16 protein-coding genes are annotated in these 14,741 nt (G+C 33.9%); all 16 read left to right on the plus strand.

The genetic code is table 11. The annotated features are described in order from the left end of the window. Positions 1-9 precede the first annotated feature (9 nt). The 16 genes from L5B83_RS01900 (at position 10) to tpiA (ending at position 14,725) form a co-directional block, all read left to right on the plus strand. Positions 10-870, plus strand: a complete 861-nt coding sequence (locus tag L5B83_RS01900; protein WP_265777377.1) for an L-ribulose-5-phosphate 3-epimerase — start codon at positions 10-12, stop codon at positions 868-870. Further along, complete coding sequence (gene araD, locus L5B83_RS01905) at positions 864-1,559, plus strand: L-ribulose-5-phosphate 4-epimerase (RefSeq protein ID WP_265777378.1); 696 nt, start codon at positions 864-866, stop codon at positions 1,557-1,559. Before L5B83_RS01900 ends, araD begins: the two co-directional genes overlap by 7 nt. A gap of 27 nt (positions 1,560-1,586) precedes the next feature. Beyond that, positions 1,587-2,405 (plus strand): pyridoxal phosphatase, encoded by an 819-nt coding sequence (locus tag L5B83_RS01910; protein WP_265777379.1) that lies wholly within the window; start codon positions 1,587-1,589, stop codon positions 2,403-2,405. Positions 2,406-2,917: 512 nt separating this feature from the next. Continuing rightward, positions 2,918-3,931: a 4-hydroxythreonine-4-phosphate dehydrogenase PdxA gene (locus L5B83_RS01915; RefSeq protein ID WP_265777380.1), complete on the plus strand. Its 1,014-nt coding sequence runs from the start codon at positions 2,918-2,920 to the stop codon at positions 3,929-3,931. 22 nt (positions 3,932-3,953) lie between these two features. Further along, a complete protein-coding gene (locus L5B83_RS01920; RefSeq protein WP_265777381.1) occupies positions 3,954-4,958 on the plus strand; it encodes a dihydroxyacetone kinase subunit DhaK in 1,005 nt (334 codons plus the stop codon). A 1-nt stretch (position 4,959) separates the two neighbouring features. Beyond that, positions 4,960-5,586, plus strand: a complete 627-nt coding sequence (gene dhaL, locus L5B83_RS01925) for a dihydroxyacetone kinase subunit DhaL (RefSeq protein WP_265777382.1) — start codon at positions 4,960-4,962, stop codon at positions 5,584-5,586. A 62-nt stretch (positions 5,587-5,648) separates the two neighbouring features. Further along, the gene (locus tag L5B83_RS01930) at positions 5,649-6,920 is read left to right on the plus strand and encodes an MFS transporter (protein WP_265777383.1); all 1,272 of its coding nucleotides are present in this window, start codon (positions 5,649-5,651) and stop codon (positions 6,918-6,920) included. Positions 6,921-6,934: 14 nt separating this feature from the next. Beyond that, positions 6,935-7,855, plus strand: a complete 921-nt coding sequence (locus L5B83_RS01935) for an amidohydrolase family protein (protein WP_265777384.1) — start codon at positions 6,935-6,937, stop codon at positions 7,853-7,855. A gap of 19 nt (positions 7,856-7,874) precedes the next feature. Further along, complete coding sequence (locus tag L5B83_RS01940) at positions 7,875-8,711, plus strand: sugar phosphate isomerase/epimerase family protein (protein ID WP_265777385.1); 837 nt, start codon at positions 7,875-7,877, stop codon at positions 8,709-8,711. Positions 8,712-8,729: 18 nt separating this feature from the next. Further along, positions 8,730-9,683, plus strand: coding sequence for a sugar-binding transcriptional regulator (locus tag L5B83_RS01945; protein ID WP_265777386.1), 954 nt, complete (start codon positions 8,730-8,732; stop codon positions 9,681-9,683). Between the two features lie 25 nt (positions 9,684-9,708). Beyond that, on the plus strand, positions 9,709-10,167 hold the full coding sequence (rpiB, locus tag L5B83_RS01950) for a ribose 5-phosphate isomerase B (RefSeq protein WP_265777387.1): 459 nt from the start codon (positions 9,709-9,711) through the stop codon (positions 10,165-10,167). Positions 10,168-10,186: 19 nt separating this feature from the next. Next, the gene (locus L5B83_RS01955; protein WP_265777388.1) at positions 10,187-11,167 is read left to right on the plus strand and encodes a TRAP transporter substrate-binding protein; all 981 of its coding nucleotides are present in this window, start codon (positions 10,187-10,189) and stop codon (positions 11,165-11,167) included. Positions 11,168-11,215: 48 nt separating this feature from the next. Then, complete coding sequence (locus L5B83_RS01960; protein WP_265777389.1) at positions 11,216-11,692, plus strand: TRAP transporter small permease; 477 nt, start codon at positions 11,216-11,218, stop codon at positions 11,690-11,692. Then, on the plus strand, positions 11,692-12,984 hold the full coding sequence (locus L5B83_RS01965; protein WP_265777390.1) for a TRAP transporter large permease: 1,293 nt from the start codon (positions 11,692-11,694) through the stop codon (positions 12,982-12,984). The genes L5B83_RS01960 and L5B83_RS01965 overlap by 1 nt, the downstream gene beginning before the upstream one ends. 12 nt (positions 12,985-12,996) lie before the next feature. Then, complete coding sequence (locus L5B83_RS01970; RefSeq protein WP_265777391.1) at positions 12,997-13,668, plus strand: cyclase family protein; 672 nt, start codon at positions 12,997-12,999, stop codon at positions 13,666-13,668. 13 nt (positions 13,669-13,681) lie between these two features. Continuing rightward, positions 13,682-14,725, plus strand: coding sequence for a triose-phosphate isomerase (gene tpiA, locus L5B83_RS01975; RefSeq protein ID WP_265777392.1), 1,044 nt, complete (start codon positions 13,682-13,684; stop codon positions 14,723-14,725). The last annotated feature ends 16 nt before the right edge of the window (positions 14,726-14,741 follow it).

Consider the following 14,741-nt stretch of genomic DNA (forward strand, 5'->3'; position numbering starts at 1 on the left):
GACGAAACAATGAGAAAACACAAACTCGGCATTTATGAAAAGGCCCTACCCAAAAATATCAGCTGGCAAGATAGACTTTCCATCGCCAAAGCCTGTGGCTTTGATTTTGTCGAAATCTCCATTGATGAAACAGATGAACGATTGAGCCGATTAGATTGGAGCAAGGCACAACGCCTTGAGTTGGTGCAAGCCATTATCAATACAGGTATCACCATTCCCTCAATGTGCCTTTCTGCCCATCGCCGCTTTCCTTTTGGCAGTCACGACGAAACGCTTCGCCAAAAAGCCTATGAGATTATGGAAAAAGCCATTCAGTTGGCGGTAGATGCGGGTATCCGCACCATTCAATTGGCGGGTTATGATGTGTATTACGAAGAACAAGACGAAAGCACGTTAGCACGCTTTCAACAAGGAATGGAATGGGCGGTTGAGTTAGCGGCAAGCAATCAAGTCACACTTGCAATGGAAATTATGGATACCCCATTTATGAGTTCCATTACCCGCTGGAAAAAATGGGATAACCTCATTCGCTCCCCTTGGTTTACTGTCTATCCTGACCTCGGCAATCTTTCTGCGTGGAATGATAATGTGGTCGAAGAATTACAATTAGGCATCGATAAAATTTCCGCGATTCATTTGAAAGACACCTATAAAGTTACCGAAACCTGCAAAGGGCAATTCCGCGATGTCCCCTTTGGCAAAGGCTGCGTAGATTTTGTTACCTGCTTTAAAACCCTTGCCGAGCTAAATTATCGCGGGGCGTTTCTCATTGAAATGTGGACAGAAAAAGCCGATGAACCGATTGAAGAAATCATTAACGCACGCCGTTTTATTGAGCAACAAATGCAACAAGGAGGATTCCAATGCTAGCCGAATTACGCGAAAAAGTGTTACACGCCAATCTTGCCCTACCAAAACATCATTTGGTCACCTTTACGTGGGGAAATGTCAGCGAAATAGACCGCACTTCAGGGCTGCTCGCCATTAAGCCATCAGGGGTGGACTATGACAAGATGACGGCAGAGGATATTGTGATTGTCGATGTGCATACAGGGGAACGCGTGTGGGGAAATAAAAAACCGTCTTCAGATACCCCAACTCATCTAGCCCTGTATCGTCAATTTCCTGACATTGGCGGGATTGTACATACCCACTCACGGCACGCCACCATTTGGGCGCAAGCTGGGTTAGATTTAATTGCCGCCGGCACAACCCACGCGGATTATTTTTATGGCAGCATTCCTTGTACGCGAAAAATGACTGACGAAGAAATTAACGGGAATTACGAGCTTGAAACCGGCAATGTGATTGTGGAAACCTTCCGCCAGCGCAAGATTAATGCGAAAGACGTGCCTGCCGTATTAGTCCATTCACACGGGCCTTTTGCGTGGGGAAGCAATGCAGAAAATGCGGTGCATAACGCGGTTGTGTTAGAAGAAATTGGCTATATGAATTTATTCAGCCATCAGTTAAATGCAAATTTAACCTCAATGCAACCCGTGTTATTGGATAAACATTATTTGCGTAAACACGGCAAAAATGCGTATTATGGACAGTAGTTATTTATATGTCTAAAGGATAAAAAAATGGATTATAAACTCGTCGCCTTCGATCTCGATGGCACATTATTAAATTCTCAAGGTCAAATTTTAGCGCAAAATAAAGACGCGATAAAAAAACTTCAGCAGCAAGGCATTAAAATATTACTGGTAACAGGGCGGCATCATACGGCAGTCATTCCATATTATGTAGAACTGGGTTTAACCACGCCAATTATTTGTTGCAATGGTACCTATGTTTATGATGTGCAAAATGATGAGGTGTTAGCGGCCAACCCGCTTTCACAACAGCAAGCACAACAAATTTATGATACGGCTACTAAACATCATTGTCATTTATTAATGTATTCACGCAATGCAATGAATTATGCCGAGCTAAATCCCCATATGGAAAAATTTCTTAAATGGGTCGCAAGTTGTCCTGAGAGTGTACGTCCTTTGGTACGAAAAGTAGAAAGCATTCAAACCATAATCGATCACGATAAACCAATCTGGAAATGCGTGATTAGCACACAAAATAAAGAAATTATGAACCAAGTCGTGGCAGAGTTGCCTATTGAACAATTTAGTTGTGAATGGTCGTGGGTCGATCGTGTAGATATTGCCAACGCTGGTAATACTAAAGGAGCGAGATTATTAGAGGTCTTAAAGCAGTGGAACATTGCACCACAGCAGGTGATTGCTTTCGGCGATAACCACAATGACACCAGTATGCTCACCGCAGTAGGACTGGGAGTGGCAATGGGGAATGCGGAAGAAGAAGTAAAACGTCAAGCCAAACTGACGACCACAAGTAATGATGAACCGGGCATTGCACAAGTATTAGCCGAACATTTCAAACACTAAAACAAAACCGCTGATCCTCTAGGCTCACTTTGGGGATCAGATCAGTTTTTAGCCCCTCCTGCAAAAACCTATATTTCATATTCCCTTCAAAAGAGATATGAAAAAGCTGATAACGAGATAATAACGCCATAGCTTTCCCCTTAAAGAAGTACGCATATTCTATGCTTCCATCAATTATCCGTAGAAATCCCTAAATCTAGGCAAAACAAATTATCATTAATATAACAAATATTATGATGTTTTGACTAACGTTGATCACTGTTAATAATTAAAATATATCTTTAAAATTCAAGTAATTAATGTATCTTTAGTGTTTTTACTTATATAAGCTCAAAATAGCTATTATTTCAAATGATAAAATTTGTGATTTTGCTCACAAATATTATAAATTTATTGATTTTTTATCAAAAATGAGATCTAAATCACGTCTTTTATATTTTAAATATGGTTAAATCTAGATGATTCAAAAGTTTATATACTGTTCATTTGAACATTTATTAAGGAGGATTTATATGAAGAAACCTGTAGTTGCTTTGCTTCTAGGGGATCCTGCTGGCATTGGTCCAGAACTGACCGCCAAACTGCTTAGTAAGCAGGATATGAGAGATAAAGCAAATATATTAATTATTGGAGATGAGCTGGAATTATTAAATGGAATGAAATGTGCAGAGCTGACATTCCCTTATGAGAAAATTACTCATAACAATATTTTCAATTATACATTCAGTGATGGCATACCTGTGTTACTTGAACATAGAGGCTCTCACTCTCTTCCTTTAGAGTATGGTAGGGCTGCAGAGCAAAATGGTGTTTATATTTTAGAGACCTTAAAAATTGCAGTTAATTTAGCTAAAGCAGGATATGTACAATCAATCTGTTTTGCTCCTTTAAATAAGCAAGCAATGCATAAAGGAGGCTTAAAATATCGTGATGAATTACATTGGTTTGCAGAACAAACAGAGTTTAAGGATTTTGTATGTGAATTAAATGTAGTTGATGACATTTGGGCTGCTCGGGTAACCTCTCATATTCCTTTTAAAGATATCGTTCCCAACTTATCTATTAAAGGTGTTTTAGATGGAATTTTACTGTTAAACAAAACATTGCTACAAGCGGACATTAAATCACCTAAAATCGCCATTCAAGCGCTAAACCCTCACGGTGGAGAAAATGGGGTGTTTGGCGATGAGGAAATTACAATCATTAAACCAGCTATACAACAAGCAAAAGAAATGGGGATTGATGTTTATGGACCATTTCCTGGGGATACCACAATGCGAGAAGTCCAGCGTTTTAATATTAACGGTGTTTTATCTATGTACCATGATCAATTCTCTACAGCACTTAAATTACTGGGATTTGAGCGAGGGGTGACAGTACAAGGAGGTATTCCAATTCCTATTACAACAGCAAACCATGGAACCGCATACGATTTATATGGAAAGAATATTGCAATTCCAACAGCATTTGAAGCTGCGTTTAATATTGCTGTCCGAATGGGAAATGGGCGTTTAAAAGGGAAATAATCATCTAAAAGGAGAAAGAAAAATGAATAAAAAACCTAAAAAATTATTAAATAATCCTAATGATGCCACACAAGAGCAATTAGAGGGGCTAATTTCTGCTTGTGGTGGAAAGTTAATAAAAGTAAACCAGGTAAGCGGAGTTATTCGCCATGATATTGTTGCCAATCGCCCAGTCATTGTAACTGGTGGAGGCAGTGGACATGAACCAATGTTTGCTGGTTATGTTGGTCGGGGATTAGCTGATGCCGCTGCCTTAGGTGAATTTTTCGCATCGCCATCCCCAGATATTATCATTGAGACAGCTAAAGCCGCCCATAAAAATCAAGGTGTACTCTTTATATATGGAAATTATGCTGGTGATAATATGAATTTTGATATTGCAGCTGAGCTTTTAGAAGAGGAAGGAATAATAACTAAAACAGTTCGAGTTACCGATGATATTTCTTCAGCATCACTCTCAAAAATGTCAAATAGACGCGGAGTGGCAGGAGATATGTATGTTTTAAAAATTGCAGGAGCGGCGGTGGAATCTGGTTATGATCTAGAGCAAGTCTATGAAGTAACTAAAAAAGCTAATTTTAATACGAGATCAATTGGTGTTGCATTAGGCGCTTGTTCCATTCCTCAAACGGGTAAATTTAACTTTGAATTAGCCGATGATGAATTAGAACTTGGTATGGGAATTCATGGTGAACCGGGTGTTCGCAGGCAAAAAATGACAACCGCAAATGAAATTAGCCAAGAAATGATTGATCGTTTATGTGCCGATACTGAATTAAATAATGGCGATAAAGTTTGTGTAACTATAAATAATTTAGGTGCATCTACTTATACTGAATTATTAATTGCTTATCGCCAAGTACATCAAGAATTAGTCAAACGAGGGATTCAAATTCATGATGTATTAATTGGTTCTTACTGTACATCTCAAGAAATGGCAGGTTATTCAATCACAATATTCCGCTTAGATGACGAATTACAAAAATTATACGATATGCCTTGTGACAGCTTTGCTTGGAGAAAATAATATGAATCTAACAGAAACAAGAGAAATGCTTCTATATACAGCTCAGAAAATGATAGAAAGTGAGCCAGTATTAACTGAATTAGACCTTAAAATAGGAGATGGGGACCATGGAATAGGTATGCAACGTGGTTTTATAGCCGTTCGTGATTTGCTTACCAATGATACTTTTTCCCCTAACGATATAGGTGAATTATTTTCCACCATAGGAACAAAAATGATGTCAAGTATGGGAGGCGCTTCTGGCGCAATATTTGGTACTTTATTTAGAGCTGGTGGTAAAGCACTCTTAGAGAAACAAGAATTCAATAGTGAAGCACTTTCACAATTCTTAGTAGCGGGATCTTCAGCGATTTTTTCTAGAGGAGGAGCAAGACCGGGAGATAAGACGATGGTTGATTCATTAGTCGCTGCCGAAAAACAAGCTGAGCAAGTAATCGGGAAAGATCTGAAGAGTGCCTTATCAACTGTTGCAAAGGCCGCAGAAGAAGGTGCAGAAAGGACTCGTAATCAAATTGCAGTTTTCGGTCGTGCCAAAACCTTAGGTGAACGTTCCTTAGGTCACGTTGATCCCGGTTCTGTATCTATGTCATTAATTCTTAAATTTATGTCCGAGTTTTTGGAGAAGTAATGTTATGAATTGATTCTAATTTATTAGATATCTTGTATAAAAGGTATAAAGGAGAAAGTTATATGAGTACACATAAAGAATCATATGTCCGTTGGACCATCTTTGGCATCATATTCTTACTGGTTGTAGTAAATTTGATTGACAGGATTTCACTATCTATCGCTATTCCAACAATTGCAAAAGAATTTAATTTATCACCGACCATGCAAGGTATTATTTTAAGTAGTTTCTTTTGGGCTTACGCTTTACTGCAAATACCGGGAGGTTGGTTAATTGATAAATATGGTCCACGTAAAATAATCACAGCTTCTACTGCATTATGGGGGATATTTCAGACATTAGCAGCATTTTCTACTGGTGGAATTTCACTGTTATTATCTCGATTTATGCTAGGAGTAGGAGAAGCTCCACTATTTCCTGCTGGAGGGAAATTGAACTCAATCTGGTTATCCCCTAAAGAACGCGGGAGAGGGGCAGTTATAATGGATTGTGGGGGACCTTTAGGGGCAGCAATAGGTGGGATTATTATATCTTATATGATTGCTATTTTGGGTTCTTGGAGATTGGTGTTTGGTATTATTGGTGTGATTACCGTTTTACTTGGAATTGTTACTTGGAAATATCTACGCGATACGCCACAAGAACATCCTCGTGTAAATAAAAAAGAGTTAAACATTATATTTAATCGGAATGATACTGAACAACTAAATGTAATAACTCCAGAAAATATTGAAGCTAGATCAGAGATACCAATACGATCCCTTGTAGCTATATTATTTGGTAGAGCTGCTTGGGCAATGATGTTTTTTGGTTTACTAACTTGGGGACCTAGTTATTTAGCTCACTCTAGAGGATTTGATATTAAAGGTATAGGGAATGCAACATTTATTATTTTTCTTTGTGGAACATTAGGTTCTCTTTGTGGTGGTTTCTTTTCTGATTTTCTTATAAAACATGGCATATCTCAACGTTTATCTATAAAGAGCATATTAGTTGTTTCAGGTCTTAGTACTTTAATATCTTTTTCCTATTTACCAAATATAAATGACCCTATAATCGCCATTATTGCATTATCAATTGCTTCATTTTTCTTGATGTGGGGAAGTCTATACTGGAGTTTTCCTGCATTATTAGCTCCAAAGAATAAAGTAGGTCTTATAGGTGGAATTATGAATATGGCTGGGAGTGTTAGTGGAATTACTGTTCCTATATTAGTAGGCTATATATTGCAAGTATCCAACGATTATAATAATGTCTTACTTTTTTTTGCTAGTTGTTCTGCTATTTACATTCTGGGAACACTAAGTATTCGGTTAAGTAAAGATAATAAATAAAAGGAGATAATAAAATGAAAACTGAACTCTACAATGGTCCAATGATAGACGCTCATCAACATTTTTGGCAACCCCATATTAACCCTCATCCTTGGTTAAAGCCGGATGTACTAATTCCGTTTAGATATGGTGATTATACAGCAATTAAAAAGGAATATTTGCCTCCAGATTATTTAAAAGATGCTACACCTGAACATAATATAGTAGCAACAGTATATGTAGATGCTGAATGGGACCCAAATGATCCAATTGGTGAAACTAAATATATCCATACTATTGCAGATAAATTTAAAATGCCTAATGCTGTTGTGGCTCAAGCTTGGCTTCACCATGATGATATATCTGATGTGCTAGAAAAACAGGCTTCTTTTCCACTAGTCAGAAGCATACGACATAAGCCTGCAGGCCCCTCTTCTCCTGAAGAAGCTAAAAGTGGTGGATATACCCTAATGAGCGATGATCAATGGCGTAGGGGGTACGAATTATTATCAAAGTTTAATTTGAATTTCGATTTGCAAACGCCCTGGTGGAATTTACATGAAGCTGAACAACTAGCTAAAGACTTCCCTGAAACATTGATCATTTTAAATCATACAGGATTGCCATCAGATCGTTCTAAAAAAGGGCTTCATAGTTGGCATAAAGCAATGTCTCAATTATCCGAAGTATCAAATGTTGTTGTAAAAATTTCAGGGATAGGATTACCTCATAAATCATGGAATATTGATGATAATAGGTGGATTATTCAGGAAACAATCAAAATATTTGGTATTGAACGCTGTATGTTTGCAAGTAATTTTCCTGTAGATAGTTTATGTGGAAATCTTAATACTATTTTAACTGGTTTTAAAGAATCAGTAAAAATGTATAGTTACGAAGAACAATATAAATTGTTTTTTGATAACGCAAAGAAAATTTATCAAATCCACATATAGATAAAATGGCGAGAAAAATATGAATAATAATTTTAGATTAGCTGTAAACACCTCAATTTACGATGGGTATAATATAGAAGATATATTTTCTTCCATTAGAAAATGTGGTTTTAAATACTTTGAACTAGCATATAATCAAGGTTATATGAGTAACATTAACCAAGAATTATTTAACATAGATAATGCGAATAAAATTAATATGCTAAAAAATAAATATGATTTAGATACATTTTCTTTAGGATGTACTATGGATCTATCAACAGATAATTTATATGAAATATTCTATCCTCGCCTAAAATTTGCTCATTCAATTGGTGTAAAATATATTAATGCCTGTACAACCACCTCTAAAAACAAACAGAAACTAATTTATAATTTAAAGTCATTAAAACCTTTACTAGAGGATAACAATTGTATTCTATGTTTAGAAAATGCTGGAGATTATAATTTTAATGCCTTTGTAGAATTAAGTGATGCCTTTGAAATTTTAAATGAATTAGATGATAAATATTACTCTATAAATTTTGACCCGGGGAATATGTTCACATATGATAGAAAGCTAAATGTAATAGAACAGTCTTTAAAAGCTATAAAACACAGCTGTCATTTTCATATAAAAGATGTTTATATAGAAAGAGATGTATTTAAATTTTCAGCCATAGGAGAAGGAATGATTGCTTATCAAGAAATCATTAAAAAATTAAGTAAAAACAATATCTTATCCAGCTTAGAAATCCCACTAAGAATGTATAGAAAACTAGATTCCACACCTAAAAAAACACTAGAAAAAATTGATCTTAATTTAATTGAATTAACTTTAATAAAATCAAAAAATTATATAGAAAAAATTATTTAAAAATAACAAGGGAATATAATGAATTATAAAGAAATAGATTTACTAACAGAAATTGCAATTGCTTATTATGAACAAGAATTAACACAGGAAGAAATTGCTAAAAAATTTAACATCTCTAGAATCAAAGTTGGGCGTTTATTAAAAAAAGCAAGACAAGAGGGCGTAGTTGAAATTAATGTAAAATATCATCCTATTTTTACTTCTCAATTAGAAAAACGATTAATTGAAAAATTTGGTATCCAACGAGCTTTAATTGCAATTGACGAATATAACGAAGATGAACAACGTAAACAAGTTGCCGCATTAGTAAGTAGTTATTTATCTAACAGCCTAAAAGATGGAATGACCATTGCTGTAGGCCAAGGAAGGAATATCGCTGCTGTTGGAGAACATATAGGAATATTCCCTGATAAAAATTGTAAGTTTATTTGTGGGATTGGTGGGGTTCAACGCATAGGAGATCCTGTTGATGCTGATCATATTTGCCGTAATTTAGCTAGGAAATTTAACGGTATAAATGAAACATTATATGCTCCTGCTTACCTAGAAAATAAAGAGTTTCGTAATATTTTTATGCAAAATGGGTTAATTAAAGAAACACTAGATAGAGCAAGAAAAGCCGATGTTGCTTTAGTTGGGATTGGAGATATGAATGAAAATAGTTATATGGTGCAGTTAGGATGGTTTACGCCAAAGGAAATGACAGATGCTCGAATTAACCAAGGTGTCATAGGCGAAATTGCAGGTTATGGTTTTTTTAATTTGAAAGGTGAACCCGTTGATACGGTAATGAATAATCGCGTTATTGGATTAAGTTTAGAAGATTTAAAGGCAATTCCTTGTGTTATAGGAATTGCATCTGAAAATGCAAAATCAATGGCTATATTAGGAGCATTGCGTACAGGTATTATTGATGTTATTGCGACAAGTGCGAGTAATATTAACACGGTTCTTAATTTAGCTAATACGTAATTTATTATCAATAAAAGGAGAAAGTATGAAAATTGCTATTGGTTGTGATGATGCTGCTTATAACTTAAAAGTGGAACTAATGAAGTACTTAGAGACTTTAGGAATTCAATATAAAGATTTTGGTGCTGGGGAAGGAGATACTACATTATACCCAGATGTTGCGGAAAAAGTTGCTCTTGCCGTTGCTAAGGGAGAATTTGAACGTGGCATCTTAACCTGTGGAACAGGTATAGGTATGTCTATTACTGCAAATAAAGTCCCGGGAGTTAGAGCGGCAGTATGCCATGACGTTTTTTCTGCAGAAAGAGCGAGAAAAAGTAATAATGCTCAAATTATTTGTTTTGGGGAACGCGTTATTGGTGTAGAGCTAGCCAAATCTTTACTTAAAGTTTGGCTTGATTCTGATTTTGCTGGTGGAGGTTCTACTCCTAAACTAGAAAGAATTAAAGATATTGATTTTAAATATAGTAAACAACAATTCTAACGATATTTGGAGGAAAATTATGAAAAAGTTAAATATTATCTCAGCTGGCTTAGTTTTTGGTTTATTATCTATCAATGCATTTTCTGCAGGCAATCATACCTTCGCATTAAGTCACTATGGTTCTCCCAATGATACCGTTACAAAAGCAACTGAATTTATGGCAAAACGGGCTTATGAATTATCAAATGGTCGTATTACTATTAAACTTCATCCGAATAGTGAGTTAGGAAATTCAACAACTCAAATTGATGGAACCCGTATGGGAACAATTGATATTGTAGTAGTTGGTAATCCATATTATACAACATTTAATCAAGAATTAAATTTATTGGATTTACCTTTTTTATTTTCTGATGAAAAGCATGTAAATAAGGTATTAAATGGAGATATTGGAACATATTTATTAAACTCTCTAGAAAAATTTGGCTTAAGAGGATTAGCTTTTTATGAAATAGGATTTAGAGATATCACAAATAATAAAAGGCAAATTCATAGTTCATCAGATCTCTCTCATTTAAAACTCAGAACAACACCTAATTCTGCACATATATCGGCTTTTAAAGCTTGGAATGCAAATCCAACCCCAATGCCGTTTAATGAAGTATATTTTTCTCTTAAAACGGGTGTAATAGATGGTCAAGAAAATCCAGTTCATCATATTTACAATAATAATTTACAAGAAGTTCAAAAATATCTTTCTATGACTCACCACGCATATACCGCAGCTCCTATGTCTATGAATCTTGACCGATTTAATTCATTGGATATAGAAGATCAAGAAATATTATTAAAAGCAGCTAAGGAAGGTGCAGAACTAGAAAAACAACTTAATATTGAAGAAAATAAGCACTATTTAGATAAATTAAAACAGCAAGGTATGCAAATTGAACTTTCTCCTGATATATCATCATTTCAAGAGGGTGCAAAAAAAGCTTGGGAAGATTATTCTAAAAAATATGGAAATGAAACAATTAATAAAATACTAAGTGAAAAAATATAAACATTATAAACTCTATATATAGATAACTTTAACAACAAGGGATAAATTATGATTGAAAAATATGAGAGATTTATAAATAAGTTATTTCTTTTTTTAGGTTCATCTGTATTTATATTAATTATTTTAATGACTTTTGTACAGGTCATTACTAGGTACTTAATTAACATCTCATTTCCTTGGGCTGAAGAATTTTTAAGGTTTTGCTATACCTATATGATTTTATTTGGAATATTAACAACCTTTCAAATTCAAGTTCCATTACTGAGAATAATTATCTTTGAAAGGTTTAGATATGGCTGGTTACTTTCATCAATATTATACCTAATAATGATCTTCTGCTTACTAGTACTTATTAAAGGAGGAATTAAACTATATTTAATGAATTTAAATAGTTACTATTCTGCATTTAAAGTTTCTATATCATTAGTTTATATTCCTTTTATATTATGCCTTTCATTAGAAATCATAAGAATCATTATTGCATTTATTTCTTTAACTAAAACTAAAAAAGTGAGGGAATTATAATGTCATTTATTTTATTACTTGGGATTATGTTTGCACTTACTGTATTAGGATTACCTCTATTTTACAGTATTATATTTTCTTCTATTATTACACTATTTATTTATCTTCCCTATGTTCCTGTAAACATAGTTGCTCAACAAGTAATGCAAGGACTAGATACAAATGCATTACAAGCCTTAGCATTCTTTTTCTTAGCGGGTGAATTAATGAGTGTAGGAGGAATAACCAGTCGAATTATTCGATTTGTAACCTCTTTATTAGGACGTTGGAAAGGTTCACTAGCATATATTAATATTTTTTCCAGTTTATTTTTTGGTTCTATTAGTGGTTCTGCTGTTGCATCTACAGCTGCAATTGGAAGTTCTTTGATCCCAGAAATGAAAAAACAAGGTTATCCAGCCCCTTTCTCTGCGGCATTAACCCAATCAGCATCAATTATTGGGCCAATAATTCCACCAAGTGTACCTATGATAGTTTTTGCTGCTTTAGCAGGAGCAGGTGTATCTGTCGGAAAAATGTTTTTATCAGGGATCATTCCAGGAATAATGATAGCCTTAACACTAATTTTAGTAACGTTCATTCTTAGTAAATTATATCAATATGGAAGCCAACCAATATCTTTTAGCTGGAAAGAAGTTAAAAATAGTGCTAAAGATGCAATTTGGGCTCTGTTTTGCCCAATTATTATCCTATTTGGTATTATTTCAGGCGTATTTACTGCAACAGAAGCTGGAGCTGTATCCGTCATATATGCTTATTTAATAGGGACATTTATATATAAAGAGCTAAGCTTTGAGTTATTAAAAAAAGCATTAACTTCTGCCTTGAAGGGAACTATTACAGTGATGCTTATTGTAGGAGCATCATCTATTTTTGCATGGATGATTGCAAGATTACAAATAAGCCATCAAGTTGCTATGTGGGTTAGTTCTGTCTGCGATAATCCTATACAGGCATTATTGCTAATTAACCTTATTGTATTCTTTATTGGAATGATTATGGATCCTACAGCGGCTCTAACTATCCTTGTCCCTGTTTTTATACCTATTATTAATCAGTTTGGCATTTCACCTATTCACTTTGGTTTAGTGATTATTTTAAATTTAATGATTGGCTTAATTACACCTCCTGTGGGTTATCTCATTTATTTATCTGCTAATATCGCAGAGTGTGAGCCTATTAAAGTTTTAAAAGAGAGCATTCCATTTTTATTATCTTTATTAGGATTATTAATATTATTGATATTAGTTCCTGAATTTAGCACATTTTTACCTAACTTATTATTTCAATAAGGAGAAATTAGAATGAATAAATGGATTGATTTATCTATGCCTATTTCCACTGATCATATACGTTGGAAATCTTTAATTCATAAAATGGGAAATTTTGATGATGGAGATTTATTTGAAGCAACAAAGATAGAGGTATCCTGTCATGCTTTTACACATATGGATGCATTAAGCCATATAAAAAAAGGGGCATATAATATACTAGATATCTCACCTGATATATATATTGGGGAATTTTTTGTCTTAGATTTATCCCTGCTTATCAAAGATAATTTTAAGATATCCAAAGATGTACTTGCTAATGTTTGGCCAAATATTAAAGTAAAAAAGCTATTATTTAAAACAAACTGGGATACACATTATAGTTACAATTCAAAAGAATTTTGGGATAAGTCACCTTATATAACGGAGGATGCTGCTATTTTTTTAGCAAATCAAGAAATTGAGATTATTGCTTTTGATTTCCCACAAGATTATCCAATTAGAGGTTGGTTAAAAGGAGAAATAGAAAAACCTTTAATTAAACATGTAACGCACTATTATTTATTATCTAAAGGTATTACCTTGGTTGAATATCTTTGCAATACATCAAAAATAAAAAGCACTCTTGTAGATGCGTTAATGATTCCTATTGCAATAGAAAATGCTGATGGTTCACCTTGTCGAGTACTAGTAAAAAATAAATAAGGAAAAAAAATTAATGAAAAAGATATATTTTGGCACCAACTTAAAAATGTATAAAAACAACCAAGAAGTTAAAAACTACCTTATAAAAATTTCAAATAATCTTTCAAAAATAAACACTAAGCATAAAATTGAATTTTTTATTATACCTTCTTATACTTCTTTAGAAAGTGCAATGAATATAATCCATTACCAAAAATCCTCTCCTCCTATTATTATTGGTGCGCAAAATATGAATGCCAATGAAAAAGGTCAATTTACAGGAGAGATTTCTCCTTTGATGTTACAAGAATTAGGGGTACAACTTGTAATGATTGGACATTCTGAACGTAGACATTTAATGGGAGAGACTGATCAGGAAGAAAATCAAAAAGTTTTATCATCATTAAAGCATAATTTCATTACCTTATTATGTATAGGAGAAACGTTAGAACAAAAAAATTATCATATTTCAGATGAAATATTAAGAATGCAATTAAAAATAGGTTTAAATGGTGTATCTATAGAACAATTGCCAAATTTACGAATTGCTTATGAGCCAGTATGGGCTATCGGCACCTCAGGTATTCCTGCTAGTGCAGAATATGCAAATAATAAACATCAGATTATAAAAGAATGCTTAATCGAAATTTTTGGTAAGCCCGGTAACGATATACCGATACTATATGGTGGAAGTGTTAATCAGGAAAATGCAAGTAATTTAATTATACAACCTTATATTGACGGATTATTTGTTGGTCGTAGTGCTTGGGATGCTGATCAATTCCATAGTTTGATCCAAGAATCAATAACAGCATATGAAAATAATGAGAATGGTTATTCAGAAACAGCTTTGTTACTCATTAAATATTTAGGTGGAAAAGATAATATAGGTGCTTTAACACATTGTGCAACACGAATTAGAGTTATATTAAAAAATGAAACTAAAATAGATAAAATAGGAATAGAAAAAATTAATATTGTTAAAGGAATATTTTCAGTCGCAAATCAATTCCAGATTATTTTTGGAAAACATATTGTAGATGAAGTTTATTTAACATTAAAGAATTTACTTAATTAACTTTTATAAGGAGTCA

Source organism: Avibacterium sp. 21-599, from assembly GCF_026226765.1.
Lineage (GTDB): Bacteria > Pseudomonadota > Gammaproteobacteria > Enterobacterales > Pasteurellaceae > Avibacterium.